Here is a 25,678-nt window from a genome sequence, read left to right on the forward strand (position 1 = left end):
AACTTCGAGCAACGAATGGAGGACCACCGCTTTCTCGAATCCGACTGGGACTACTGCGTGGTGCTCGACGCGTGTCGCTACGACGTCTTCAGCGAGATCTACGACGAGTACCTCGACGGCACGCTCGAAAAACGCCGGAGCAACGCTTCCTCGACGCCGGAGTGGGCCTATCGGACCTTTACCGACAGCCACGACATCGCGTACTTCTCGGGCAACCCCTTCATCAACAACCTCGGTATCCCGCTGAACGAACTCAAGTGGGGGGCCAGCTGTGACTACGAGTGGGCCGCCGCGGATCACATCAGCGAGGTGTTCGATGTCTGGAAACACGGCTGGGACGACGATCTCGGCACGGTTCCCCCCGAGAGCCTCGCAGCGTCGTTTCGTGAACACCCTGAGGCCATCGAGCGTGCCGACCGGACGGTACTGCACTACATGCAGCCCCACGCACCCTATCTCGGGCGCGGGAAGGGACAGAAGCTCAAGCAGATCCGCAAGGGGATCGACCGACAGGGCCAACAGGAAGCGAGTGCCGATGGCGGGGGTGCGCTGTCGTCGGTCAGTGACGCCGTCCGCCCGAAAGTCGAGAGCGCACTCGATGGCAGCAAGCTCGCCCAGAAGGCGGGGTTGTGGCTCGAACTTGATCCCGCCGATCTGGTGCGCAACGGCACCCGCGAGGCGGCCATGGAGCTCTACGAGGAGAACCTCCGGATCGCCCTCGAATCGGTCGCCGACCTCGTGGACGATCTCGATGGTCGGGTGATCGTCACCGCCGACCACGGCGAGGCCTTCGGCGAACAGGGAGTCTGGGAGCACCACATCGAGACGCACATTCCGCCGCTCGTCGAGGTGCCGTGGCTCGAACTCGAGTGATCGTATAGAAACTCCACCAAAAACGGCTGAACGATCTATTATATCCGATTATATTTAGTATACAATATATCTCTGATAAGCCCAACTCGCGCCCGGGACTGAAAATGTTCATAAGTGCCCTATCGACTACTACCCAGTACGAGGAAGGATGGACGTCAGTCACTACTTCGAGTTCGAGCGCTACGTTACTGGCGGGATACAGGAGTCGGTCAGACACCAGCGCAAGATGCACGACCGGCTCGGTATCGACCGAGTGACGGATCCGGATCTCGACTCGGACGTCCTTCATCTCAACCTGATGGGGCCGCGCTCGGTCTGGTACGCGAAGCGCGCCCGGGACCGCGGCGTGCCGGTCGTCGCTCACACCCACGTGACCGCGGAGGACTTCGGCGGCAGTTTCCGATTGACCGACCGCCTCGCGGGGCCGCTCAGGCCGTACCTCGAGCGGGCGTACGGGCTGGCCGACGCGCTGATCTGCCCCTCCGAGTACAACCGCCGTCTCATCCGCGGGTACACCGACCGGCCGACGACGGTGATCTCAAACGGGGTCGACCGCGAGAAACTCGCCGGTTTCGAGGGATTCGAAGCGACGTACCGCGAGCGCTACGACCTCGATTCGCCGACGGTCTTCACCGTCGGCCACGTGATGAAGCGAAAAGGGCTCGAGACGTTCGTCGAGACGGCCCGGCGGATGCCCGAGTTGGACTTCGCCTGGTTCGGTCCCCTCGACCGCCGGCTGAAGGGACGCGAGACGAAACGCTTGATCGACGGCTCGCCCGATAACTGCGTGTTCACCGGTTACATCGACGACATCCGCGGCGCGTACGCCGCCGGCGACGTCTTCTTCTTCCCGACTCATGAGGAGAACGAGGGGATCGCGCTGCTGGAGGCGATGACGACCGCTCACCCGGTTCTCGTTCGGGACATCGAGACGTTCTCGTGGCTCGAAGACGGCCACGACTGCCTGAAGTCGACGGGGTCGTTCGCGGACGACCTCGAACGGCTAAAGGACTTGACGCTGCGCGATCGACTCGGGGAGAACGCCGCCCGGACCAGCGAGCGGTTCGCCCTCTCGGAGACGGCCGGGCAACTGAACGCACTGTACGAGGCGGTGGTCTGAATGCGGATCGGCTTTTTCACCGACAGCTACTTCCCGGAGATCGACGGCGTGACCTACACCATCGACCTCTGGCGCGAACGGCTGGAGGACGCCGGCCACGAGGTGTCCGTCGTCTATCCCGACGGCGATTACGACCCCGACGAGCGCGAGTACCCCGTCGCGTCGCTGCCGAACCCCTTCTATGCCGGTTACAACGTCCCGCTGTTCAGACGCCCCTCGACGCTACCCGAACTCGATATCGTCCACTGTCACGGACCGGCTTCGGTCGGGCTACTGGGGCGCTATTACGCTTACAAACACGATCTACCGTCGATCTACACGCATCACACACCCCTCGAGGAGTACTTCCACCAGAGCCTCGGCTCGCGGTGTGCGGCGTGGCCGTTGAAAAAGGCCTACGTCCCGCTGGAGAACGCCTTCCTGCGTAGTTTCGATGTGGTGACCGCCTCGACCGAGCGGATCGACCGTGACGTCGACCACGTGAAACTGCCCGTCGGGATCGACATGGACTTCTTCCAGTCTGCCGAGGAGGACTGGTATCCGGATCGGACCGTGATCGGCTACAGCGGTCGTCTCAGTATGGAGAAAAACGTCAGCGAGCTCCTTCGCCTCGCCGACCGACTGCCGGAGTACGACTTCGTCATCGTCGGCGAAGGGCCCTTCAGGGAGTCCCTCGAACGCGAGGCCCCGGGGAACGTCCAGCTCCGATCGTTCCTTCCGCGCGAGCAACTGCCGGTCTTTTACAGCTCCATCGACGTCTTCGTCACCGCTTCGACCGCCGACACGCTCGGGCTCTCAACGCTGGAGGCGAACGCCTGTGGGACCCCGGTCGCCGCGGTCGACGCCCCGCCGTTCGACCGCACGATCGAACCCGAAAACGGCGAGCGCTTCGAGCCGGGCGACGTGACCTCGATGATCGACTGCGTCGAGCGGTGTCTCGAATCGGACAAGCCGACCCGTGCGGCCGTCGAACGCTACTCGGCCGACCGGACCATCGACCTCCTTGAGTCCCTTTACTCGAGCATCGCGCCCTCACATTCCCGGTCGACCGACGGCGGTTCGGGTCCGGTCGTCGAACGCGAGACGCTGTTCGATCATCCGGCCTCGCTCGCCCGGCGCGTTCGAGATCTCCGGGAAAACGCCGATTAACCCCTCCATCTCGGCCGGTTGGGTCTGGCCTCGATCGCGTCCTCCTCTCATCACACCGTATATATAATCTATCGAAAGGGCTATCCTCCTCGGTCGGTTCCCCACTGTATCGATGAGACGCCGTCGGCTACTTTTGCTTGGATTTCTCGTGCTTGTCGCCAGCTATCTGGTGGCCGGCGGCGCGATCGACCTCGTTACGGACTCGACCGAACCCGAGACGCTCGAGCGCGACCAGCTGATCCAGGTCGAGGACGGCGGGAGCTACCTGTGGCCCTACACCAGTCGCGATCTGACCACTGAGGGACGGACGCTGGCGATCAACATGATCATCCACGGCGACGACGACCGCGTCCGGCAGGCGCTCGTCGACAGCTCGGAGCTGGAATGGGAGGAGGCCGATCCGGACGAACAGGACGCCGAAACGGACACCTACGAGGCCGACCCCGAGGAACGAACGATCAGCTGGGACGACGCCCGTGGTTCGACCCGCTACACCTACATCGACACCGGGCCACACGGCGGGGGCGGAATCTGGTTCGACGAGAGCTATCAGCTCCACGCCGGGTCGTATCTCGGCAGCCGGTATCATATCAGGGCCTACACGACGACGTGGGACGACTGGACCGCCGTCCAGGCCCACCAGGAGTACTGGGACTGGTTCCGCCTCCGACACACCGTCACGGACATCCAGGACGCGCGCAACGTCCTCGAAGCCGACTTCATCGACCAGCCGTACGTCAACGAGGTCAGCCGGGAGTACCACGGGACGACCGGGGGACGAAACGACGGATGGCTGTCCGTCATCAGGCTAGTGACGGTCGTCCCGCTTGCCGCGCTCGGTTTGTTCGGGAGCAGCGTCGAGCGAACACGGGCGCTGTGGCGCGAGACGACGCGGCTGCTGCAGTGGGTTCGACGGAACAGCCGCGGGTTCATCCTGGCGGCGGTGCTGGCGGGGCTGTTCCTCGGCGTTCGAAGTGCCGGCTTGCTCCTCGAGACCACCCTCTCGTGGATCACGCCGAAGGCGTTCGTCGCGATCCTCTACCCGATCCTGGTGGTCGGACTGCCGCTCGCGGCGGTCGTGTTTAGCCGGCCGCTCGAGACGGCCACCCGATTCGTGCGCCTCCAGTGGGGGATCAGCTGGCTGGGTGAACCACTCCGGCCCCAGTCGGCCTTCGTCTTCACCGTCGTCGGCCTCGGGCTCGCCTTCATCCTCGACTTCGCGGGGCTCGGAATCTCCGTGTTGCCGATCGAACTCATGCTCCACCGTCTCGGGCTGTTGTTCGCACTGGGGCTGATCGCGGCCGGTGCCGCCCGAACCGATCTCGAGGGTAACAGTCTCCTCGCCGTCGGCACTATCGGGTGGATCGTCGGGCTGGCGATGCCGCTGTTGGGCTATATCTGACGCCGACGCGGCGAGGGCTCGACTTGGATCACCCGTTGTGAAACTCCGACTCGGGGTGGAACCGTCTCTCGATCGAAAACAGGACTTTGACACCCTTTACAGTCGTATTTTATCCATTTCCGATCCGGCCGTCCGGTATGGTAGAGGCAAGATATACCGGCACGGGCAAGGCGAGGGGCCTTATCAGTGGGCAGTCGAGGGAGGTGATACAGGACGACGACCCTACCGACGATTTTCGGGATCTGTCCCGCGTCGGCGCTGCACTGACACGCAACCGCCTGACGTCCGATACATCATCACATCATGCAACTGAGTCTCGAACTCGAATACTGGACGGTCGATACGACGGGTGCGCTTGCACCCGCACAGCCGGTCATCGAGCGGATCGACGCTATCGACGCCGAAAGCGCCGATCCCATGCTGGAAGTCGTCACCGAGCCGTGCGACGACGTCGCAGAACTCCAAGCGGAGGTCACGGAGCGACTCTGCGAGGTGCTGGCGGTCGCCCACGAGGAAGACCGCCGTCTCGTCCCGCTCGCCACGCCGCTCTGTGCCGAGTCGATCGATACCAGCGAGTGTCCGCGAACCCGGATCCAGCGACGGGTGCTCGGCGAGGAGTTTGGAAACGCCACGCGCTGTGCGGGCACCCACCTCCACATCGATCAGATCTCCGGTTCCGAAACGGACCAGTTGAACCTGCTGACGGCGCTGGATCCCGCCTTCGCGCTCGTCGCGAGTTCCTCCCACGACCGGGGCGAGTACGTCGCCGGGTGTGCCCGGTCGGCGATCTATCGGCGGGGGTGTTACGGCGACCATCCCGAGCTGGGTCGGCTGTGGCCCTACGCCGGATCCGTCGACGAATGGGAGGACCGGATCGACCGCACGTTCGATCGGTTCCGCCGGCAAGCGCTGGCAACGGACGTCGACCCGGCGACGTTCGACGACCACTTCGCGCCCGAGGATTCACTTTGGACGCCGATCCGGCTCCGTGAGACGTTCGGGACGATCGAGTGGCGCGCCCCGGACGTGACGCTCCCCGTCGAGACGTTACAGCTCGTCAGGGACGTTCGGGACGCGATGGATCGGGTCGTCGACCGCGGCCTCGAGATCGGCCACCGGCCCGGGATCGCGGGCGAGCGCGTGACGATCCCGGAGTTCGACCGGCTCGGGCGCCACGTCCGGACGGCCATGGACTCAGGCATCGAATCGCCTGCAGTCGGCGGCTATCTGGAGGCGATGGGGTTCGACCCTACGGACTACGATCCGGTCGCACGGGAGTTCGACGGCGTAACGTCCCTCTCGACGACCGATGCCGAGCGGCTTCGACTCCGCTACGCCGACCGGCTCGAACGCGAGGTCGACGCACTCGCCACCGAACGGGAGGCAGGACGACCGGCGGTATCCCACACGAAAGACCTGCGCCGCGTCTCGCCGCTTCGCGGTCGCATCAGCTGATCGCCAGTCGTAAGACGATCGCTCCGGTCGTCTCCGGTATCGATGTGCGATCGTCCCTCGGATAGGCGTCCGCCCCGGTGGCCCACTCGGGCGGGGACAACCCCGTGACCGACCCGCTGGTGAGCGTCGTCGTCCCGACGTACGACCGGCTCACGATGGTACGCCGGGCGGTCCGCAGCGTCGCTGCCCAGACCTACTCGCCCGTCGAGCTGATCGTCGTCGACGACGGCTCGTCGACCCCGATCGACGGTTCGGAGCTCGATGTCTCGGCCTTCAGCGCCTGCCGGCTCCGCCGCCACGATCACACTCGTGGGGGGAACGCCGCCCGCGCCACGGGCATCGAGGCCGCCCGTGGGGAGTATGTTGCCTTCCTCGACGACGACGATACGTGGGCACCCGAAAAGCTCGAGCGTCAGGTCGCCGCGTTCGATCGGGTCCCGGCCGACGTCGGCCTCGTCTATACCGGCGTCCGGCAGGTCGACGCCGACGGCCGGACTAACGCGGTTCGTACCCCTCGAATCGGCGGGGACGTGACCGAGCGCCTGCTGTACTGGAACTTCGTCGGGACGTTTTCGGCCGTGATGATCCGCCACGCCGTGATCGAGCGGATCGGGCTCCCCGACGATCGGTTCCCGAGCTGGCAGGACTGGGAGTTCTACCTGCGGATCTCGAGGACGTATCGCTTCGGCGCCGTTCCCGAACCGCTCGTGGTCCGCCACAACCGTACGGACGATCAGATCAGCCGGGACTACACCCGGAAACGCGACGTGACGGTCCCGCTGTTCGAATCGACGTTCGAACCGCTCGCGATGGAGTACGGGTCGGGGTGCTGGCGGCGGGTTCGAGCCCGCCTTCGCTACCAGCTCGGCCGCTCGGCGCTTCGGGCCGAACGCTACGACGAGGCCCGCCGCCAGTTCCTCCGGGCGGTCCGGATCTCCCCCACCGAGTTCGCCGTTTACCCGTATCTCCTGGCGAGCCTCGGCGGCGCGCGGACGTACGAGCCCCTCCAGCAGGCAAAGCGCCGTCTCGTGCGGTGGCGCGACGGCTGAGGCGATCTTTTCGTGTCCCCCATCCCCGTTGGCCGCGCTCACAGAGCGATCCCCGACCGGCGGTGCCTATAAGAAAACCTTAGTTGCCGCGTCGATCGGGTAGGGTATGGTCGAGGAACTAGCTGCCGTTCAGCAGACCCTGGCGACCTCCTCCACGCCGGGGGACGAATTCCAGGCCCTGTCGCTTTCGCGCCAACGGGAGGTCTTCTTCCAGCTCCCCGAGACGACCCAACAGCGGGTCGTCGACGATCTCTCCCAGCAGCACCTGCACCGCTTCGTCCGACATCTCGATCCCGACGAGGCGACCGACGTGCTGGCGTTCGCCGAGGAGGACCGCCAGGAGGCGATCCTCCGTCGGCTCAACGACGACCGGCGGGAGCGCATCGAGTTTCTCCTCGAGTTCGACCCCGAGAGCGCCGCGGGGCTCATGCACCTCGATTACGTCACCGTTGACAGCCGGAGTAGCTTCGAGACGGTGACCCAACGCGTTCGGCGCTACGAGGACCGGACGGGCCGGTTTCCCACGATCTTCGTGATGAAACACGGGCGACTGGTCGGCGAGCTACCCGGGCAGGCGCTGGCGATGGCCACGTTCGATTCCGAGGCGATCACCGACTACGTCAGGGATACGCCGACGACGAGTTTCGACGACGACCAGGAGGACGTCCTCGAGGTCTTTCGTACGAACCCCGAAAGCCGGGTCGCGGTGCTCGACCCCGAGGACGGCCAGGACACGATTCTGGGCGTCATCTACGCGGAGGACCTCCTTCGGGTCGTCGAGGAACAGACCGGTCAGACCCTCTATGAGTTCACGGGCGTTACCGAGGAAGAAAGCATCCTCGACGGGCCGCTCTCGAAGGTCCGCAACCGCTACAAGTGGCTGATCGTCAACCTCGGGACGGCGTTTCTGGCCGCCGCCGTCGTGGGGCTGTTCGAGGATACGATCGCCGCGTTCACGCTGCTGGCCGTCTACATGCCCGTCGTCGCCGGGATGGGTGGGAACGCCGGTACGCAGTCGATGGCCGTGACGGTTCGTGGCCTCGCGTTCGGCCAGGTGTCGCTGCCGACCGGCGGTCGCGCGATCCTCAACGAGGTCATTGCCGGGGCTGCAAACGGGACGATCACCGGCCTCCTCGTCGCCGCGATCGCGACGGTGTTCAACCAGAGTCCGCTGTTGGGGCTGGTCCTCGGTATCGCGATGGTGTTCAACCTCGTCATCGCTGGGTTTTTCGGCACGATCATCCCGCTCGTGCTCGATCGCCTCGAGATCGACCCCGCGACCTCCGCGACGATCTTCATCACGACCGCGACGGACGTCCTCGGGTTCTTCGTCTTCCTCGGGCTGGCGCAGGTGATCCTCGGTATCTGATCCGACGAGGCTCCTGATGCCAGTTTGTTGATCCACTCACGGAAGCGGACGTCGAGTACGGAACTACAAGGAAACGGTTCGTCTTTGAGGGTGACGCCATCACCCGAGGACGTAATCGAGTTTGGGGTACTTCTCGATCAGGGGCGTTCCGTCGATCTCGTAGCGTTCGATGATCGCGTCGAGCCCGAGGATCCGGCCGGCGCCGAAGGCCGCCACGGCGAGGAACACGAGCATGTACGCGAAGTCACCGTTGATCAGGCCGTGAGCGACGTCCCAGTTGGCGAAGTAGAACATCACCATCATGAACGCCCCGAAGAACGCTGCCAGACGGGTGAACGCACCCACGAGGAGCCCGAGCCCGATCGCGACCTGACCGAACGGGACGGCGATGTCGAGGATCGTGAGCATCCAGCCCGTCTCGCCCATCCAGACGAACAGGTCGACGAGCGGGCCGCCGTTGGCCGGGACCGCCCCGAGGAGATAACCTTGGGCGCTAAAGGGTTCCGCGCCGAGCAGTTTGTCGAGCCCGGCATAGAGGAACGCAAATCCCATCATGAGCCGGAGCGCGAGGACGAACCAGGCGCTCAGGCTGTGTGCCCGCCCCCGAAGGGTGATTCCGGCGATGTTGCTCTCGAAGACGTTCACGTCCGATTTGGGGGGTGTGGTCGTCATTTTTATCACTTACAGTTGTATCATGGCTGGCTACAGTAGTATAGAGAACGGACGGTTCTCAGGAACTGAGAACCAGAACACGGTGTTTTCACCTCCTCCGTTCTCGTTTGTTGTATTCTACGGATCCGCCCGACGCTCGGGACGAGAGGGGAAGCTTCCAGCCGCGGAAAGCTCAACCGTTATCGCCTAGAGTTGAGAGGATTCACCGATGAGTAGTGTCGCGCTCGTAGTTCTGGATACGGTCCGAAAGGACGCGTTCGACCAGCAGTTCGGCTGGCTGTCGGGTCGTCGGTTCGACCACGCCTGGTCGACGGCCAAGTGGACGATGCCCGCACACGCGTCGTTGTTCACGGGCAAGTACGCGAGCGAAGTCGGGGTCAACGCCAGATCGGAGGGACTCGACTGTCCGGACTCGACGCTCGCAGAGCGCCTCAGTGCGGCGGGCTACACGACGCGTGCGTTCAGCGCGAACCTCATGGCGTCACCGGTGTTCGGTTTCGATCGCGGGTTCGACTCGTTCGATGGGACCTGGCGGGTCAATGCCAACAGCAAGGGCCTGTCCGGCTGGCGCGAACTCCTTCAAAACGGCCGTTCGGGCATCGACAGGTATCTCGCGTTTCTGAAGCTGGCCACGAGCGGCCAGTATCGCATCGGGCCCTCGATCGCAGCCGGACTGCTCAGACGGCTCTCGGACAGTACGTGGCTTCCCGACGGCGGCGCTCGGAACCGGGACGATGGGGCGACGACGCTGCTTGACTCCCTACAGCAAGATGTCTATTCGGACGCGGATTTTCTCTTCGTGAACCTGATGGAAGCCCACGCACCGTACGCGCCGCCGAAGCCCTACCGAACGAGCGGCGATCCCTCATACGACGAGGTCGCGGCGACGCTGACGAGTCACGAACCCGACGCTCGTATCATACGAGAGGCGTACGACGGCTCGGTCCGGTATCTCTCCGACCGGTATCGCCAGATATTCGCCGCCCTCAAGCGACGTTTCGAGTACGTCATCACGCTTGGCGATCACGGGGAGCTGTTCGGCGAACACGGGAGTTGGCGCCACCTTCACGGCGTCTATCCTGAGTTGACGCACGTTCCGCTCGTGATCTCCGGGGCGGGGCTCTCCGGGACCTGTTCGAAGACGGTGAGCCTTCTCGACGTCCATCGCACGATACTCGACTTGCTGCACGTCGACGGCTCGTCCCGTGGGCAGGTCCTGCTCGAGGAGGTCGAGGATCGACCGGCGTTCGTCGAGTACGAGGGGCTTCGGACGGCTCGCATCGAGATGATGCGCGAGGCCGGCTACTCCGAGCAGCTGATCCGGTCGTACGACCGCCCGTTAGCCGGCCTCGCGATGGACGGTGGCTACTACGGCTACGAAACGCTCGATGGATGGACGGAACACGGAACCCCACCCGAGAGCGTGAGTGATCCACACGAACAGCTACGAGCGTTTCGCTCGTCGCTCCCGACCCGTTCGACGCCCGATCGAACGGCCACTGACGTGTCCGAGGCGGTCCAAGCGCGGCTTGAGGACCTCGGCTACGCGTGAGCGGTCCCTGGATTGAAGCCTCCCGCCACCGACTGCTGTCCCTTGAGGGGGGAGGATCCATGAGGACACATAACACGTATCTATACTAGGGTGGAGAGAGAGGTAAAACCACACTATGGGAAACCCCCATGGATCGTGATACAATGGAGACGCTAACACTCGCCGACGCAAAGGAAATGATCGACGCAGCGGAGACCGAATCCGACGAGATCGGGGTGCCGATGTGCATCGCGGTCGTCGATGCCGGTGCGAACCTTCTTGGCTTTCACCGTGTCGACGATGCCCTGCTTGCGAGCATCTCGATCGCGCAGAACAAGGCGTACAGTTCGGTGGCAATGAAGATGCCGACGGAAGACATCGGCGAGGCCGCCCAACCCGGAGAGCCTCTCTATGGGATCGAGACCACTGACGACGGTCGCATCGTCACGTTCGGCGGCGGGTTCCCGGTCGAATCCGATGGCAGCGTGATCGGCGCGATCGGCGTCAGTGGCGGCTCGCCCGACGAGGACATGACCGTCGCGCGTGCCGGCCTCGACGCGATCAACTGAACGTTCACCCCGGCAGTGTGCTTTCGGACTCCCTATCCGGACGGTCAGCATGCGGGGAACACAGTTATTTGATCCGGAGTGAAGAGGGGTTCATGAGCGAGGATGCCTCGACGGATCCGGTGAACCCGTCGAAGGAGATGCTTCTGGAAACGATCGACCGGAACAAACGAAGAACGTGGACCGAGTACGCCGAACGGTTCCAGTTCACGCTCCGTGGCGACGAACTGGTGGAGATGACCGCGGCCGACGACGACGAGAGAACGGCTACCGTGACGCTCGCCGGAGGGCGAGCAGTGACGTGCAGTTGCTACAGTCACGCGACCGCGTTCGGGCGAACCGATTGTCGACACATGCGTGCGGTCGATGCCCACCCACGGCTCTAGTCGATCGTTGCGTGGTCGCTGATCGGAAGTGTGTGCTTCCCGTACGGATAATCACTGGTCGGATTCGATGCCGTCCACGATGTCTTCGACGGACGCTTCGTGACCACAGTGCGGACAGTAAAGCACGCGTCCTTCGAGCGTCTCCGTCGAGAGGTCGCTGAGACCCCAGTACGAGTCACAGTTCCCACAGTTCATATGCGCGAGCGTCTCGATGTACGCGGTGTGTTTCTCGGTCATTGTTTACTCGCGTTCGCGGTTCTCGGAGTCCTCCTCGATCGGTTCGAGGGGCATGCGCTTTGCTAACCGCGCGGCGTTCGCCCCGACCGCTCTCGCTTGCGAGTCCGTTTCGACGCGAGCACGCTGTACCGGCTCCTCGGGTGGGAGCCGGGCGTGATGAAGCGTGTGTCTGGCGTCTCGGTCGATCCCGATCCCGATCTTCAATCCTGACTCCGAGGCCGCTCGGAACGCCAGTTCGCGGGACGGCTCGTCGGGACTGTCTTCGTCCTCTTCCACTGCGTGTGTCCGCCACGGAACGCCCTCCTCTTCGATGCCGTGTTCGATGTACTCGAGCGTGGACGGTTCCTCGCCCACATAGCGAATGTGAATTCGCGGGACGGCCTCGTCGGCTGCCGACTGTGTTCGAGTGTCGCTCACGGACGACCTCCATGCAGTGAACCTGCGTTCATGAGCGACTATCCCCGACGATTTCGGTCGTTCCGACGGATTTCGCGAGCCCGTCGGGGACGGTCACGTCGAACTCCGTTCGATCCCCGACGTAGGACAGACAGAGTCCGGTCGCGACTGCGTTTCGTGGCCCGGTCGTGCTGCGGATGTTCCCGCGCCCGCAGACGATGCCGTACTCGGCGAGCGCATCCGAGATCATCTCCGGGATCTCGAAGTCCAATGCCGACCGACCGACCATCACGACAAAGGAGTGGTATCGCGTGCTCTCCGTCGGCGAGATCCGTCGGAGTGCGCGCTTGGCGTTCGTGACGAACACCTTCTCTTTGGCCTGGCGTCTGGTCCGTCGAACCGTCTCGACGGACTCGTCGAGACCGACCGGTTCCAGTGAACCGTCGTCCTTGAGGAGGACGACCCGTCCGAACGTCTCCGAATCGACCGCCTCATCGAGAAACGTGACCGTGCCGTCCTCGTGGCGGATACTGAACAGCGTCTCCACCTTCGCGACGGGATATTTCTTGAGCCCTTCGGCGAGTTCCCGATCGACCCCGAGCTCCGAGGCGATCAGCATCGTCACCATATCGCCCGCCCCGGCCAGATGGGTCGACGTGATCTCGTTCGTCTCGTTGATGTACGCCGCATCGGTCGAGCCCCCGCCCATATCCAGAATGGCAAAGGGGACGTCCGTTCCCGGCGTCGTGAGCGACCCCAGGATCGCCATGTTCGCCTCGATACCCTGAATGGTGACCGCCGTTTCCAACCGGTCTTCGACCTCGTCGGCGATCTGTTGCATGGGAAGCTCGCTCGTTTTGACCATCGCCGCCAGCCCAACGGCGGTCTCCATGCTGTGTTCGCTCGCGACCGAACCCTCGACTTTCTGTGGGACGAGCGTATCGACCGCCATGATGTCCCGAATGTTGATCTCCGAGAGTTCCTGGCCGGTCACCTCACCCATCTGTTCGCGCGCCCGGCTCAGCATCCCGCCGATGTTCGAGCCCCGCTCGCCCCTGATGTCCGCGATCGGCCAGTGTTCCTCGACGTGGGCCATGATCTCGTCGGCACCCTGATCGATATCAATCGACACCGAATTGCCTCCTTCACCGATGACGGTCAGCGAGCCTGCCGGGATCGTCCGCTCTTCGACGTCACCAGCCGGTGTTTTGATGACGACCGCGGATTTGTTCCCGACGAGGGCCCGCGAGACGGGGATGATCTTCTGGGTTTCCTCGGATGAGAGCTCGAACAGCGTCGCAAGACCGTAGGGGTTCGAGAGCTGGTCGATCGTCTGTCCCGAGCCGCCCGTCGCGACCTCGACGGCGGCCGGTTGCCCGCGGGGGATCTCCTCGATCTTGCCGACTTCATCGACGATGGGGATCTCCCGGTCAATGCGGTTGTTGATCAGGACCGCGTCGTCCTTCTGGACGATCGCTCCCTGAATGTCGATCCCCTGCTCGACCCACTCGTTGATCGTCCCTGCGGCGTCCGCGAAGTCGACTGTCGCCGGCACGACGACGATGACCGACGGTTCGTCCGTGAGTGTGTCGCGATCCGTGGTTATCTCCACGACCGTCCCGGTTCCGAGCCCGGCTCCGCCCGGTGTCGATGGATCGTGGCCGATCATCGTCGATTCCGTGATCACGGTCTCGGTAATCGTCTCCATCGCGACGTCCCCGATAACCGGTGCGGCTTCGTTGAGGAGGATCCGGTCGATCTCGTCGACCGAAATGCCTGCCGTCTCGGCCGCCCGTTCGAGGGCATTTACGACCCCCGGAACGTTCTTTACGGTCCCTTTCAGCCCGGTTGTTCGAAAGAGGCTGGTCGCGACGAACTCGTAGCCGTCGTTGTTCCGAACCAGTGCGACCTCGGTGCTCGAATTGCCAATATCTACGCCTGCGATATACTCCATGTTCTCTCTGATTAGGTCCCGGTCGTGCTCCGCCCTGATAATTCGTTCCCGTCCCTGTGCGCCGTCGATCGCGGTCGGGTTCAGACGACGCCGCGCTTTTCGTACACCTCGATCGCCTCTCGAACCAGCGCGGCGTTGATCTGGGCGTCGTACTCGGTTTCGAGTTCGTCGGCCATCCCTTCGAGCGTCTCCTTGTCCGCCCCACTGGGTCGCAGTGCGTTGTAGATCTCGAGAATCCGCTCGTCGGGAATCGCCGTCAGCTCGGCCGCTCGGCGGAAGTTTTCCGCGAGCTGTGGCCGTCCTTCCTGTTCGGCTACTTGTGCTTGCTTTTCGAGGGTGTCCGGTGAAATCGCGATGTCGTCGCCGTCGATATCGCCGTCGACGACCGCATCGAGCGTGATCTCCGAAAGCGCCGTTCCGTTCGGCGTTTCGACCTGTTCCGGGTTGTCGGACAGCGGGTATTCGATCTCGTCTGAGTTGCTCATTGGTGGTAGTTAGTTGAAGTCGACGTCTATTTCGATCTGGCCGCGCTCCTCATCGAGACACTGCGTCTCTTTGATGTGCCAGATCGCGGCCATCGCCTGGAACTTCGGTCGCGTCATCGGGTCGTTTTCGACTGTTACCGGTGCGGGGCTCTCCCCTTTCGCGTACCGGGCGGCGTTTCGCCCGATCGCACGGAACGTTTCGGGGACCAGTAGCGGCCCTTGGGGAAACAGCTCCAGGTTGTCGAGCTGCAACAGATCCTCCTGGTGGATGAGCGTGGTCCCTCTCGATTGTATCGCAATACTGATTCCCGACCCGCTGAGATTCGAGGAGACGAGTCCCATCCGCCCCAGATCGACGGTGTCGTAGACCCGGACGACGCGCATCGAGGCGCCTTCCTCTTCGATCCCGGCCATCACTTCGCGAATGATCTCCGCGTGGGAGACGCCCGAAAGCGTTTCCGTACTGATCTCGCCAAAGCCCGGGCTCAGGGCGATGACGACCTCGTCGGGGGCCGTCCCCTTCTCGGCCGGGCCGGTGTCCTCGAATGTGACCGTTCGTTCTCGCTGTGTCGCTTGACTCATGGTATTGACTGTCCTCCGTTTCGTCCTCGCGCTCGTTCGTGCTCGGCTACCGGTTCCCGACGCTCGCCGTGGAGAGTGCTAGGAGCCATGTTAGACGTCCTTTGGATCGACGGCGTGTCGGTAGTTCTTGATCTCCTCCCAGCGCTCCTCGCTCATCCGGTAGCCGGTTCCGGGGCCCTCGTAGTCGTTCGGGTTATTCACCGCGCTCACGACGTTGAACTCCTCGTCGAGGATCGCCGACGTATGGAGGTAATCGCCAGAGACGCGCGATTTGAGCACGCCGAGAATGTTCTCCGCGATCTCCTCGAACCCGCGCTCGACCAGGATGGTGACGATATCGGCGCCGGTGACTTCGCGCTCCATCATCTCCTGTGCGGCGTCGATGTCCTGTGCCTGGTTCCGATCCGGCATGTCGTCGCTGCCGTCGGCGTACGTCGCAGCCTCGACCTCCTCGTCGGTGATCGGCGGGAAGCCCAGTTCCTCGAAGACCGCCTGGAGGGCTTTGACCGCCCGGTTGCGATACTTGATGACCTCCTCCTCTTCGACGTCTTTGGTCCCGCCGTCGACCTTGAAGTCCCGTTGTATGAGGTTGTAGTCGTCGAAATCCGACGAATCGAACGTCGAGCCGGCGAACATGTCGTCGTAGTTCGGTACGGCGCTGTACCCCGAGAAGATGAAGTCGGTCCCGGGGAACATCTGGGGGATCATGTGGGCCGTCCGGCGCGTCTCCGAGTGCGTAAACGTCTGGTCGTTCCCGGAGGCCATCTCCAAGTCGACCATCCCAGCGATGAGGTTCTCCGCGAGGATACACCGCAGCCCGGAGGGAACCGCCGCCGGGATCGCGACGGTGCTGATCGATCCGTTCTGGAGCCCTTGGACGCCACAGCCCTTCGTCACCAGCACGCATTTCGTCTCCAGATACAGCATGGATTTGCCCTCCGCTTGGCCCATGTTCACCTCGGAGCCCGATCCCGAGGTGAATCGCATCTTCACCCCTCGCGAGGCGTAGCCGGAGGCGAGAAACGCCTTCGAGTACGGGGTGTCGTCGCCGTCTTTGAACACGTCCTCGGTGCCGTACACGGAGACCGTCTCGGCGTAACTGGTCATCCCGCGCATTCCCAGTTCGAGTTCGGTCGCCTCCTCAACGGCACACTGCGTCAGAACGCCGCCCCTGCCACATTGGGTCCCGATCAACAGCGAGAGCGCGTTGAACGGTGCGATGCGTGTGATCCCGACCGTCGTCTCGGCTTCGTCGAATCCCCGAAGGGCGGATTCGGCCGCATCGGCCACCAGCTGTGCGGGATGATCCTTTACGCTCGTGACGTGACACTGGTTTCCAGGGTTTTTGCGAGTGCGCACCTTCTGGAGCGCCATCATCATCTCCACCGTGTTCATCTGGTTGACGACCTCGGTGAGCTTCGCCGGCGTCATCCCGGTCGCGAGCCGCTTGATCTCCTCGCGCGGGACGTTGATGTCCGCAAGCATATGTGCGAACTCCACCGAGTCGAGCTCGAGTGCCTCGTCGGCTACCTCCGGATCGATCGCGTAGTCCGCGATGAACTGGTCGACGAAATCGAACTCTTCGCGCTCGATGCCGTCCATCTCGACGATCGTTCCGTCCTCAACCGTTATCGAGGGATCCGGATCGTCAGGAGATTCCATCGCGACGAACCCGACCTCCGGCCACTCCTCGACGATTCCGTCTTTGTTGACGGGTCGGTTATCGAGGGTCTCGAACCGCTTGGACCGCTTCCGTTCGACATTGTCGGTCGCTTGCGACGCGTCCTCGGAGTTTGGTTCCTTGTTAGCCATTACCGATTCACTGCTTGGCGTCCACCGTAATAGGTTTACTTATATTCAAAATTATAGGCGATGATACTGCCTATCCAACCAACAAATTTGGCTGCTAGACGCTAGAAACACACATTTGGTTGCAGTAGGACAACTGTACTTTCATCGGTTCGCTGAAAACATTACCTCACTACTATCTCAGTTTATCCGTACGGGCACGCTCCCTCTGTGGCCGATGACTCCCCTGTGGCTCGTGGGTTCTACAAACCGAATCGGTCACTACTAACGATTCTGGCTCTGGGACTCCGTTTTCATCCTTCACTCCACTTGATCGACCGACCCCTCGATCGGATCGTCCGTTATCCGTGTCGGTTCACTTCGGACTACTCGACTCGGTGACGGACTGATGACAGTCGTTCACGCTGTCGAATCGTCCGCGGCCTCATCGAGTGGGTCCTCGAGTTCGCCGACGACGGCTTCCATCGCGTCCGTGGCGGTCACCAGTCCGACGAGATCATCCTCCTCGGAGCGAACGAGTGCGAGCTCCTGGTGTTCCTCCTGGAATCGATCGATGACGTCGCTGACGGTCGTCTCTTCGGAGACGGTCAACGGTGGCGCAGCGATATCCTCGATGGTCTTCTCTCCCGCTTGGAGGGCATCGATCTCGTCGAGGACCGCCGAAACGTAGACGATCCCGCGGAAGTCGTCGGGATCCTCACCGATCAGCGGATACCGATTGTGCAGCGACCCCGAGAGCCGTTCGAGGTTCTCCGAGAGGGGCAGGTCCGTCGAGAGGAACACGATCTCCTCCCGGTCGACCATGATGTCGCTGACGGTCATCCGCCCGACTGCGAGCGCACCGAGGACCTCCTCGTAGCGTTCGTCGTCGAGGTTGCCCTCCGCGAGCAGCCTCTCCATTCGATGGCGGAGATCGGCCCGGCTCTCGATGACGTCCTGTTCGGTTTCGAGCCACGCGCCGGTCATCTCGACCCCGAACAGTCCGAGCGTCCCCTTCGCGACCCAGTCGCCAAAGCGGATCAGCGGGGCGATCGAGCGCGCGAACCAGTACAGCGGGCGCGCGCCGTATCGACAGACCTGTCGCGAGCGCTCGACGCCCAGATACGTTGGGGTCTGCTCGCCGTGGGTCAGATGGATCATGTTGATGATAAAGAACGCGAGCAGCGAGGCGGCCCCGACCGAGGCAAGCGTGGTGTTCGCGAAGATCGGCTCCAGCAGTGCCGCCAGCCCGGGTTCTGCGATGATCCCCAGCGCAATACTGGTGCCCGAAATCCAGATCTGACAGGTCGTCAGGTACAGTTCGAGGTCGTCGGTCATGTCCCAGGCCCGTTGGAGTGCTGGGTCACCTCCGACGAACTCCTCTTCGGTGAACTGGCGTGCGCGGGTCAGCCCGAACTCGGTGGCGACGAAGAATGCGTTCGCGACGATGAGGAGCGCACCGGCGAGGAGTCTAGCAGCGATCTCTAGAGTAACCATTCGATCGGATCGTGACGACCGAGACTCAAAGGGAATTCGATGAACAGGGAGTACCCGCGGATACTGCCCGTTTCGTAGGGATCCCGTATCCGGTCTTACCCGAGGGTGGCTGTCGGGACGGACTCAGATCACGAGGACAGGGGTATCGGTGAGGCGGATCACGCGATCGGTGACACTGCCCAGTAACGTCTCCTTGAGACGGCTGCGATCACGCTTTCGCATGACGATCACGTCGATGTCGTGGGTCTCGTCGTACTCGAGGATCGCCTCGTCCGGAACGCCCTGGATGGTCTCCGTTTCGACCGTGATCGCGCGCTCGCGTGCGGCCTCGGCGAACCGCTCGACCGCCTTCGTCGCTTCGCTTTCCAACGTATCGACCACCTCGCCGCCGAGGTTCGTCACGCTGTCGCGGTTGGTGTCGGCGACCGACAGGATCGTGATCGTCGCTCCGTGCTGTGCTGCGAGCTCGTAGATTGGCTCGTATCGTTCGTCGGGCGTCGCGTCGGTCGAGACGGGCAACAACACGTGATCATACATACGTCTCCGTAGCGCTCGAAGACGTATAGGTCTGGATGTGCGATTCGGGGTCTCGACTATTCTTGTCGACCGGCCCGACCTCCGACGAGAGGACCGGGATTCAGTCGGTCGTCGGCCGCCAGCCCCGAAGATACGCGGTACAGATACCCCCAGCGATCGCGCCGAACGGGAGGGAGACGGTTCGAACGACGAGGACCGCCGCGGTCGCAGCGGTCGCGGTGGCGCCGGTCACGACGACGAGCGCACCGCCCAGCAGGAGATCGTACGCCCCCAGACTCCCCGGGATCGGCACGACGCTCGCGATCTGTGGGAGCGGCACGATCACGAGGATCGGGAGGAACGCAACGGGAGCGCCGACGCCGGCGATCGCCACCCAGAGGGCCGCCGCCGTCAGCAGTTGCTCGATCACGCCGCCGAGGACGATGAGGGCGAGCAACTCCGGGCTTCCGCGAAACTCGACGACCCGCTCCCAGTACCGCTCGACGGCCGCGACCACGACCGCTCGGTCGTGCGGTTGGTCCCGGTACAGCCCGGAGATCCGCGTGATGAGCGGTGCGCCTACCGTGACGATCCCCCGCGAGAGGTGCTCTCGCGAGAGCAAGACGACCCCGCCGACCACGAACACGCCGGCGATCGAGACCCCGAGCGTCGAGAGCAACCCGGACGCGTCCGGCGTCCCGAAGAGGACGATCAGTCCGAGCAGACCCGAAAGCGTCAACTGGGCCGCCGATTTCACGTACTTCGCCACCGACCGGACGCCGAGCGCCTCGGAGTAGCCCGTGTTCGTCGAGACGCTGATGAACCGGGCCATGATCGGCTCGGAGCTCACCGGCCCGGCCGGGCTGAGGATGTCGAAGAAATCGCCGGCGAGCGCGAACTGCGCGCTTCGGGCCCCCGATAGCCCGCCGTTCAGCGGCGCCAACGAGGCCCACACGCCGATCCCGTCCGCGAGCCCCTCCAGGACGACGAGCACGATCACGAGCGCGAGCGCCCACGGCGCGACCGCCAGCGCGCGATCGAGCACGGTGTCGGCGCCGACGGTGTAGAGATAGCCACCGAAAACCGCTAGCCCGGCGGCGACGCCGACGAGAAACCGCAGCGAGCGTCTCACGGCTTGCGGTTCGCTTCGGCCGAAGAAAAACGTGCCGAAGGACACGAACCGGCTCTCCGGCTGGTCCCCGTCGAGCCCGCGACGGTCGACGCGAAAGAGCTATGCGGGTTTCCCCGCGAGTTCGCCCCAGCCGGACGGGAGCCGTTCGACCCGTTGTTTCCCTTCGGTGCCCGACCCATGCATGTTCTCGCGCTGTTCAGCCACATCGGCCACACGACGATCGCCTACGACCTCACCGAGCGCCTCGCAACGGCGACGGACGCGACCGTCACGGCCGTCTCCGTTTTCGACCGCTCGCGCGAGTCGATCGACGTGCCGATCGACGACGCCGTTACCGTCGTCGCCCTCGGCGCGCGCTCGCGGGTCGACCCGCGGGCAGTCGCCTGCCTGCGCGTGCTGCTCGCGAGCGGCCGCTACGACGTCCTCCACACCCACCACAACTTCGTCGGCTCGCTGGGTCGCCTCCTCGCCCCGCGCGACCTCGCGATCGTCGACACCGAACACGCCGACCACCGCGCGCACTACTCGCTCGCCCAGAACCTGGTGAACGCACCGACGCTGCCCCGGGCTGACCGCGTCGTCGCGAACTCCGAGCAGACCCTCCGGTCGTTCTATCGTGCGGAGCGATGGTTGCTCCGCGATGAGCGCCTCAGGGTAATCTACAACGGTATCGATACCGACCGGATCGACCGCGCGCTCGTCACCTCGGCGACCCCCTTCGCGATCGACGGCCGGCGAATCGTGACGGTTGGCCGGCTGATCGGGACGAAAGACCAAGCGACGCTCCTGCGTGCGTTCGCCGCGCTTTCCGCCCGCCAGCCGGACGTGCGCCTGACGATCGTCGGCGACGGCCCACTGAGAACGCGCCTCGAAGCGCTCGCGGCGGACCTCTCGATCAGCGAGCGCGTCGAGTTCACCGGCACGATCGAGCGCGAGGCCGTCTATCGGATGCTGGCCGCAAGCGACGTCTTCACGCTCCCGTCGCGCTCCGAGGGGTTCTGCGTCGCGGCGGTCGAGGCGATGGCCTGTGGTCTCCCGGTCGTCGCAAGCGACATCCCCGTCCTCCACGAGGTGATCGGCCCGGTCGGAACGTTCGCCCCCGTGGGCGATGCGGCGGCATTCGCCGACCGGCTCAACAGCCTTCTCGTCGATGACGACGCTCGACGAACCGCCGCGACGCGCCTGCGAACGCGTGCCCGGACGCGGTTTCCGCTCGAACGAACCGTCGAGGAGTACTACGCCCTCTACGAGCAGCTGCTGGCCGAGCGCCGTGCCGCCGCGGCCTCGTCTTGATCCCTCTAACACGCGCGCCCGCGACCGTCACTGCAGGTAGCCCAGGTCGTCGAGGCGCTCGCGCGTCGCTGCCGCCATCGACGTGTTCGTTTCCGATTTCGACTCTCCTTCAAAGGAACGCGGGCCCCGCTCCTCGTACAGTCGCTCGCACAGCCGATCCCGGACGTCTTCGCGTTCGGCCGCGAGATCGATCGTTTCGTCCGGATCCTCGTCGATCCGGTAGAGCTCATGCTTCCCGTCGCTCGCCTCGATCAGTTTCCATTCGTCGGTGCGGATGCTGCGAAGCGCCCGGTCGTAGCGGCGTGCGGAGGCGGGCAGCGTTCCCAGCGTTCGCTCGAGTGCCTCCATCGACGGCTGTGGCGTGAGATACTCGGCGATGACACGCTCGCGGGACGCACCATCCGATAGGATCCCCGTGGTCGAAACGGTTTCCGCTGTGGGTGTCGCTACACCGGCGAGGTCGAGGATCGTCGGATAGAGGTCGCGCAGTTCGACGAGATCGCTCACGGTCGTCCCGGCGTCGATGCGTTCGGGGTAGTGCATCACCAGCGGGACGTGCAACAGGCTGTCGTGGAGGCTGTACTGGTGGTCCATCAGCCCGTGATCGCCGATGTTCTCGCCGTGATCGCCGACGAGCACGAGTACGGTGTCCTCGAGCAGTTCGTGGTGGTTCAGTCGGTCGTAAAGTCGGCCGATCCGGTGGTCGAGGTAGTTGAGCTCCGCCTCGTACAGCGCCTCGAGCGTCTCGAACTCCCGATCGCTCATGTCGGTCAGCCCCGTGACGTAGGCCCACGCGTCCTGGTTTACGTCCGTGGCACGTTCCTCGGAGACGAACCGCTCGCGAAAGCGCCGCGGGGGATCGTATTGGAGGTGCGGTTCGAGATAATTGACGAACAGGAAAAACGGTCGGTCGGGCTCTCGTTGCTGTTCGAGCCAGCGCCCGATCCGGTAGTTCGTCATCCAGGCGCCGTCGTCGTACGCCCGCCGCAGAAAGCGCGTATAGAGGGCGTTGACGAGCGTTCGGTGCCCGCCTTCGGCGCGGAGTTCGCCGAGTACGGCCCGCGTTCGGTCGACGAACCCCGTCTCGGATTTCGAGATCGAGGCGAGGTCGGTCCCGCCCGCGAGGAGCTCCCAGCCGACGAGAAACTCCTCGAACCCGTCGTCGAACCCGAACTCCGGGCTCACCCAGGTGTTGTTCGACACCGCGACGGTCTGATAGCCAGTCGTTTGGAGGCGGGCCGCGAGCGTCGGTACCGCGGGATCGAACGATTTCGTGTCCGCGTCCGTCCCGTGCTCGGCGGTGTACTGGCCGGTGAACATCGACGCGTGCGACGGCAGCGTCCACGGCGCCGTCGCGAAGGCGTTCGTTACCCTCGCGCCCGCCTCGGCGATCGCGTTCAGGTTTGGCATGACGTGCGGATCGGTCGCGTTCGCGACGCGGGCCGTATCCATCACGACGAACACGACGTTCGGCCGGCGCTGTCCCATTCGTCGCCCGCTACGCGAGTCGACAGGAAAAAGCGAGTGGTCCGCCGGTCAGTCCGCCAGCCGCTCGAGCGCTCGGGTCGTCGCCTCGACGGTCGTTTCCCACCGGTGTTCGCGTTCGACGTACTCGCGCCCGTCGGGTCGTTCCTCGAGCGCCGTCGCGAGCCGCTCGGCCAGCTTCCCTGTCTCGCCGATCGGGGCGGTGTAGCCGCCGGCCTCGACGATCGATGTGATCTGTTCGAGGTCCGAGGTGACGACCGGGAGGCCGCTCGCCATCGCTTCGAGCACCGTCCGCGGGACGCCCTCGGCGCGGCTCGGCAGGACGAGCGCGTCGGCCGCCCGGTAGATCGCCGGCATCTCGTCGTACGGGCGCTGTCCGAGGAACGTCACCGCCCCCGTCAGCCCGCGCTCCGTGACGCTCGCTTCGAGCTCCTCGCGCAGCGGTCCGTCCCCGCAGAAATACAGGTGGACGTCCGGGTATCGCGCCCGCAGTTGCGCGACGGCGTCGAGCGCGTCCTGCGGTCGTTTCCCGTCGACGAGCCGCCCGACGAAGAGGACGGCCGGTCCCGGAGCGATGTGCTCGCTGCGCTCGCCCGCGGGCCGAAACCGGTCCGTATCGATTCCGTTCGGGATCACCTCGATCGGGGTCCGGACCCCGAGCTCGCGAAGGCGCGTTCGTTCGGTGTCGGTATAACAGAAGACGGTGTCAGCCCGATCGAACGTCCACCGGCCCGCCGTCCGGAGATACCACTCGAAGAGCTGTTGGGGGGCGTTCTGGGAGTACAGTCCGTGGTTGGTGATGGCCAGCGGTGGTCCCCCGACCGCCCGCCGGAGCGCCGCGAGGTTCGTCGAGAAGTACAGATGCGAATGGGCGTGCAACACGTCGTACGAGTCGAGCGTCGCCAACTCGCGGGCGATGCCCGTCGAGATATCGTTTCCCAGCAGGCTCGCCGTCGGCGAACGGCGGACGACGGTGTAGCCGTCACGCCGTTCGCGTCGCGGTCGGTCCGTGTGATCGACCGTCAGGACGGTCACGTCGTGGCCGCGTGCGGCCTGATCGCGGCTCAGCGCGTGGACGTGATACGGCCCCCCGCCCTTCACGTCGGGGTAGCACTTCTGTGCGATCCGAAGGAGCTTCACTGGCGGTTGCCTCCGACGGTACGAACCGTCCCCCTCATCGACTTTCCGACCCCTCGATCAGTAGCGAACGCACGCGAGTCACCACGAGCCGGACCTGCTGGAGCACGATGGCGACATCGAGCCGGGCCGACTGGCTGTCGATGTACTCGAGGTCGTAGTCGAGTTTCCTGCGAGGCTCCCTGCTCGAGGCGTCGTGGATCTGTGCGAGGCCGGTCAGACCCGGTTTGACGAACCAGCGGCACTTCCAGCCGGGAATGGCCGCCTCGAAGCGCCGTTCCTCGTCGATCCAGATCGCCCGCGGGCCGACCGCGCTCATCCGTCCGGTGAGGATCGACAGCAGCTGCGGGAGCTCGTCGAGGTTCGACTCGCGAAGCAGGCGGCCGGCCCGCGTGATTCGACCGTTCTCCTCGTCGCTGCCGAGATCGGTCGCCTCGCTGTCGCGCCGCATCGTCCGGAATTTCGGGACCGCGAACGTCTCGCCGAAGACGGCGGTTCGCTCCTGAACGTAGAAGACGGGCCCGGGACTGTCGAGTTTGACGGCGATCGCGATGAGCACGAACACCGGTGCGAGCAGCACGAGCCCAACGGCGGCGAACGCGACATCGAACAGGCGCTTCACGACGTGATCCTGCATGTTCCAGGGGTCCAGATCCACCACGATCAGTTCGTCGTCCTCGTCTTCGTCGCTCACGAAGACGTCGACGCCGTGGTCCGCGAACGTCTTTACCCGCACGCCGCGCTCGCGACAGAGCGTCAGTGTCCCGAAGAACTCCCCCCGGTCGGTCTCCGGCAGGGCGAGTAACACGGTGTCGATTCCGTGTTCGTCGAGGGCGGCGTCGATCCGCGAGAGTCCGCCGAGTCGTCCGACACTCGGGCGTGTGATCCCCCCGTCGGCGATCGCCATCGATCGGGACGCCGTCGTTCGTTCTACGCTTGCCGGCGAGAGATAGCCGACGACCGGCACGTCCGCCGCGGCGATCATCCGCTCGATCTGCGCGGCGTCCGTTCCGATAACAAGCGCTCGATCACGCCGTTCGACGGGCCGTGCGCGGACGACCGCCAGCCACACGGGCAGGACGATCAACAGCAGTCCTGTCGCCATCACGAGCGTCGTCTGCGGTACGGACACCCAGTTAAAATATCCGAGCGTCGCTAGGAGAACCGCGGCGCGGAGGACGCGCGTCTCGGTGTGGACGACCGTATCGAGTCGCCGGTCAGTCTGCGGGTCGGATAGCGTGAGGAACGACCCGACGACGACGGCGACGGCACTGACCAGCGCGATCGTGTCCGTCTGTCCCGGTCGGAGAAATGACGAACCATTGAGAAATGAGCGATATGTCGTGTCGATGACCTGAACTGGTGGACTGGTGGCGAGGCTAAAGGCTAGTGCCGTCAAGAGGAGCACCCCGCCCAGGTTCACGAGTCGATATCGCCACCCCATACGTTCGTTGTGTGTCGTCGTCGGGAGACGTATTTCTACCGAAGTCACTGCTTTGGTGTTTCTGTGGCTACTGTCGACAGTAGTTCATTTGCCGTCGTGTCCGTCTACTGTACTGCTTGGCATCAGTATAAGTCTCACCTGTAGTGGCGTCCTTTCCCCC

The 25,678-nt window shown here is 64.2% G+C and carries 23 protein-coding genes and 1 pseudogene; 11 read left to right on the plus strand and 13 right to left on the minus strand.

Translation table 11 applies throughout. The features are described from left to right. Positions 1-15: 15 nt before the first annotated feature. The 7 genes from EAO80_RS01495 (at position 16) to EAO80_RS01525 (ending at position 8,417) form a co-directional block, all read left to right on the plus strand. Positions 16-873 (plus strand): hypothetical protein, encoded by an 858-nt coding sequence (locus EAO80_RS01495; RefSeq protein WP_122088174.1) that lies wholly within the window; start codon positions 16-18, stop codon positions 871-873. Positions 874-1,021: 148 nt separating this feature from the next. Further along, a complete protein-coding gene (locus EAO80_RS20715; RefSeq protein ID WP_122088175.1) occupies positions 1,022-1,993 on the plus strand; it encodes a glycosyltransferase family 4 protein in 972 nt (323 codons plus the stop codon). Then, entirely contained in the window at positions 1,994-3,142 is a 1,149-nt protein-coding gene (locus EAO80_RS01505; RefSeq protein ID WP_122088176.1) for a glycosyltransferase, read from the plus strand. A 112-nt stretch (positions 3,143-3,254) separates the two neighbouring features. Continuing rightward, complete coding sequence (locus EAO80_RS01510; RefSeq protein ID WP_122088177.1) at positions 3,255-4,544, plus strand: hypothetical protein; 1,290 nt, start codon at positions 3,255-3,257, stop codon at positions 4,542-4,544. Between the two features lie 303 nt (positions 4,545-4,847). Continuing rightward, a complete protein-coding gene (locus EAO80_RS01515; protein ID WP_122088178.1) occupies positions 4,848-5,999 on the plus strand; it encodes a glutamate-cysteine ligase family protein in 1,152 nt (383 codons plus the stop codon). A 104-nt stretch (positions 6,000-6,103) separates the two neighbouring features. After that, positions 6,104-7,048: a glycosyltransferase gene (locus EAO80_RS01520; RefSeq protein WP_245998389.1), complete on the plus strand. Its 945-nt coding sequence runs from the start codon at positions 6,104-6,106 to the stop codon at positions 7,046-7,048. A 106-nt stretch (positions 7,049-7,154) separates the two neighbouring features. Then, entirely contained in the window at positions 7,155-8,417 is a 1,263-nt protein-coding gene (locus EAO80_RS01525) for a magnesium transporter (protein WP_122088179.1), read from the plus strand. A gap of 99 nt (positions 8,418-8,516) precedes the next feature. Here EAO80_RS01525 and EAO80_RS01530 read toward each other — a convergent pair whose 3' ends face one another. Then, a complete protein-coding gene (locus EAO80_RS01530; protein ID WP_122088180.1) occupies positions 8,517-9,089 on the minus strand; it encodes a DoxX family protein in 573 nt (190 codons plus the stop codon). Between the two features lie 208 nt (positions 9,090-9,297). Between EAO80_RS01530 and EAO80_RS01535 the strand changes: the two genes are divergently transcribed. From EAO80_RS01535 to EAO80_RS01545, 3 genes are all read left to right on the plus strand, one after another. Beyond that, positions 9,298-10,641 carry a sulfatase-like hydrolase/transferase gene (locus tag EAO80_RS01535; RefSeq protein ID WP_122088181.1) on the plus strand — a complete coding sequence of 448 codons (1,344 nt, stop codon included), beginning with the start codon at positions 9,298-9,300 and terminating at the stop codon, positions 10,639-10,641. A 143-nt stretch (positions 10,642-10,784) separates the two neighbouring features. Beyond that, a complete protein-coding gene (locus tag EAO80_RS01540; protein WP_122088182.1) occupies positions 10,785-11,189 on the plus strand; it encodes a GlcG/HbpS family heme-binding protein in 405 nt (134 codons plus the stop codon). A 92-nt stretch (positions 11,190-11,281) separates the two neighbouring features. Then, the gene (locus EAO80_RS01545) at positions 11,282-11,572 is read left to right on the plus strand and encodes a hypothetical protein (RefSeq protein WP_122088183.1); all 291 of its coding nucleotides are present in this window, start codon (positions 11,282-11,284) and stop codon (positions 11,570-11,572) included. Positions 11,573-11,623: 51 nt separating this feature from the next. Here the strand turns inward: EAO80_RS01545 and EAO80_RS01550 are convergent, their stop codons facing one another. The 9 genes and pseudogenes from EAO80_RS01550 to EAO80_RS01590 all read right to left on the minus strand — a co-directional run bounded on the left by EAO80_RS01550 (position 11,624) and on the right by EAO80_RS01590 (position 20,159). Then, a complete protein-coding gene (locus EAO80_RS01550; RefSeq protein ID WP_122088184.1) occupies positions 11,624-11,809 on the minus strand; it encodes a hypothetical protein in 186 nt (61 codons plus the stop codon). Between the two features lie 3 nt (positions 11,810-11,812). After that, entirely contained in the window at positions 11,813-12,226 is a 414-nt protein-coding gene (locus EAO80_RS01555) for a glycerol dehydratase reactivase beta/small subunit family protein (protein WP_122088185.1), read from the minus strand. Between the two features lie 28 nt (positions 12,227-12,254). Further along, complete coding sequence (locus EAO80_RS01560) at positions 12,255-14,159, minus strand: diol dehydratase reactivase subunit alpha (protein ID WP_122088186.1); 1,905 nt, start codon at positions 14,157-14,159, stop codon at positions 12,255-12,257. 80 nt (positions 14,160-14,239) lie between these two features. Further along, positions 14,240-14,644 carry a diol dehydratase small subunit gene (locus EAO80_RS01565; RefSeq protein ID WP_122088187.1) on the minus strand — a complete coding sequence of 135 codons (405 nt, stop codon included), beginning with the start codon at positions 14,642-14,644 and terminating at the stop codon, positions 14,240-14,242. A 9-nt stretch (positions 14,645-14,653) separates the two neighbouring features. After that, a pseudogene (locus tag EAO80_RS01570) lies at positions 14,654-15,241 on the minus strand (propanediol/glycerol family dehydratase medium subunit); the annotation flags it as partial. 75 nt (positions 15,242-15,316) lie between these two features. Then, positions 15,317-17,038 (minus strand): propanediol/glycerol family dehydratase large subunit, encoded by a 1,722-nt coding sequence (locus EAO80_RS01575; RefSeq protein ID WP_122088189.1) that lies wholly within the window; start codon positions 17,036-17,038, stop codon positions 15,317-15,319. A 396-nt stretch (positions 17,039-17,434) separates the two neighbouring features. Then, positions 17,435-18,511 carry a CNNM domain-containing protein gene (locus EAO80_RS01580; RefSeq protein ID WP_122088190.1) on the minus strand — a complete coding sequence of 359 codons (1,077 nt, stop codon included), beginning with the start codon at positions 18,509-18,511 and terminating at the stop codon, positions 17,435-17,437. Between the two features lie 123 nt (positions 18,512-18,634). Next, a complete protein-coding gene (locus EAO80_RS01585; protein ID WP_122088191.1) occupies positions 18,635-19,048 on the minus strand; it encodes a universal stress protein in 414 nt (137 codons plus the stop codon). Between the two features lie 100 nt (positions 19,049-19,148). Next, on the minus strand, positions 19,149-20,159 hold the full coding sequence (locus EAO80_RS01590) for a lysylphosphatidylglycerol synthase domain-containing protein (RefSeq protein WP_122088192.1): 1,011 nt from the start codon (positions 20,157-20,159) through the stop codon (positions 19,149-19,151). A 3-nt stretch (positions 20,160-20,162) separates the two neighbouring features. Here EAO80_RS01590 and EAO80_RS01595 point away from each other — a divergent pair, with 3 nt between their 5' ends. Continuing rightward, the gene (locus tag EAO80_RS01595) at positions 20,163-21,452 is read left to right on the plus strand and encodes a glycosyltransferase (protein WP_211330608.1); all 1,290 of its coding nucleotides are present in this window, start codon (positions 20,163-20,165) and stop codon (positions 21,450-21,452) included. Between the two features lie 27 nt (positions 21,453-21,479). Here the strand turns inward: EAO80_RS01595 and EAO80_RS01600 are convergent, their stop codons facing one another. Genes EAO80_RS01600 through EAO80_RS01610 form a run of 3 tightly spaced genes read right to left on the minus strand, consistent with a single transcriptional unit; the run spans position 21,480 to position 25,518 of the window. After that, positions 21,480-22,940 (minus strand): sulfatase family protein, encoded by a 1,461-nt coding sequence (locus EAO80_RS01600; RefSeq protein WP_122088193.1) that lies wholly within the window; start codon positions 22,938-22,940, stop codon positions 21,480-21,482. Positions 22,941-22,988: 48 nt separating this feature from the next. Continuing rightward, positions 22,989-24,077, minus strand: coding sequence for a glycosyltransferase family 4 protein (locus EAO80_RS01605; RefSeq protein WP_122088194.1), 1,089 nt, complete (start codon positions 24,075-24,077; stop codon positions 22,989-22,991). Positions 24,078-24,111: 34 nt separating this feature from the next. Beyond that, the gene (locus EAO80_RS01610) at positions 24,112-25,518 is read right to left on the minus strand and encodes a sugar transferase (RefSeq protein ID WP_122088195.1); all 1,407 of its coding nucleotides are present in this window, start codon (positions 25,516-25,518) and stop codon (positions 24,112-24,114) included. Positions 25,519-25,678: the final 160 nt, after the last annotated feature.

Source organism: Halalkalicoccus subterraneus (genome assembly GCF_003697815.1).
GTDB classification, from domain to species: Archaea; Halobacteriota; Halobacteria; order Halobacteriales; family Halalkalicoccaceae; genus Halalkalicoccus; species Halalkalicoccus subterraneus.

Excerpts from the sequence above, each read along its gene's own strand:
- EAO80_RS01600 (WP_122088193.1), bottom strand. The coding sequence starts at position 22,940 with ATGGGACAGCGCCGGCCGAACGTCGTGTTCGTCGTGATGGATACGGCC.
- EAO80_RS01515 (WP_122088178.1), top strand. The coding sequence starts at position 4,848 with ATGCAACTGAGTCTCGAACTCGAATACTGGACGGTCGATACGACGGGT.
- EAO80_RS01545 (WP_122088183.1), top strand. The coding sequence starts at position 11,282 with ATGAGCGAGGATGCCTCGACGGATCCGGTGAACCCGTCGAAGGAGATG.
- EAO80_RS01550 (WP_122088184.1), bottom strand. The coding sequence starts at position 11,809 with ATGACCGAGAAACACACCGCGTACATCGAGACGCTCGCGCATATGAAC.
- EAO80_RS01505 (WP_122088176.1), top strand. The coding sequence starts at position 1,994 with ATGCGGATCGGCTTTTTCACCGACAGCTACTTCCCGGAGATCGACGGC.
- EAO80_RS01535 (WP_122088181.1), top strand. The coding sequence starts at position 9,298 with ATGAGTAGTGTCGCGCTCGTAGTTCTGGATACGGTCCGAAAGGACGCG.
- EAO80_RS01580 (WP_122088190.1), bottom strand. The coding sequence starts at position 18,511 with ATGGTTACTCTAGAGATCGCTGCTAGACTCCTCGCCGGTGCGCTCCTC.
- EAO80_RS01525 (WP_122088179.1), top strand. The coding sequence starts at position 7,155 with ATGGTCGAGGAACTAGCTGCCGTTCAGCAGACCCTGGCGACCTCCTCC.
- EAO80_RS01575 (WP_122088189.1), bottom strand. The coding sequence starts at position 17,038 with ATGGCTAACAAGGAACCAAACTCCGAGGACGCGTCGCAAGCGACCGAC.
- EAO80_RS01560 (WP_122088186.1), bottom strand. The coding sequence starts at position 14,159 with ATGGAGTATATCGCAGGCGTAGATATTGGCAATTCGAGCACCGAGGTC.
- EAO80_RS20715 (WP_122088175.1), top strand. The coding sequence starts at position 1,022 with ATGGACGTCAGTCACTACTTCGAGTTCGAGCGCTACGTTACTGGCGGG.
- EAO80_RS01530 (WP_122088180.1), bottom strand. The coding sequence starts at position 9,089 with ATGACGACCACACCCCCCAAATCGGACGTGAACGTCTTCGAGAGCAAC.
- EAO80_RS01510 (WP_122088177.1), top strand. The coding sequence starts at position 3,255 with ATGAGACGCCGTCGGCTACTTTTGCTTGGATTTCTCGTGCTTGTCGCC.
- EAO80_RS01540 (WP_122088182.1), top strand. The coding sequence starts at position 10,785 with ATGGAGACGCTAACACTCGCCGACGCAAAGGAAATGATCGACGCAGCG.
- EAO80_RS01565 (WP_122088187.1), bottom strand. The coding sequence starts at position 14,644 with ATGAGCAACTCAGACGAGATCGAATACCCGCTGTCCGACAACCCGGAA.
- EAO80_RS01610 (WP_122088195.1), bottom strand. The coding sequence starts at position 25,518 with ATGGGGTGGCGATATCGACTCGTGAACCTGGGCGGGGTGCTCCTCTTG.
- EAO80_RS01585 (WP_122088191.1), bottom strand. The coding sequence starts at position 19,048 with ATGTATGATCACGTGTTGTTGCCCGTCTCGACCGACGCGACGCCCGAC.
- EAO80_RS01495 (WP_122088174.1), top strand. The coding sequence starts at position 16 with ATGGAGGACCACCGCTTTCTCGAATCCGACTGGGACTACTGCGTGGTG.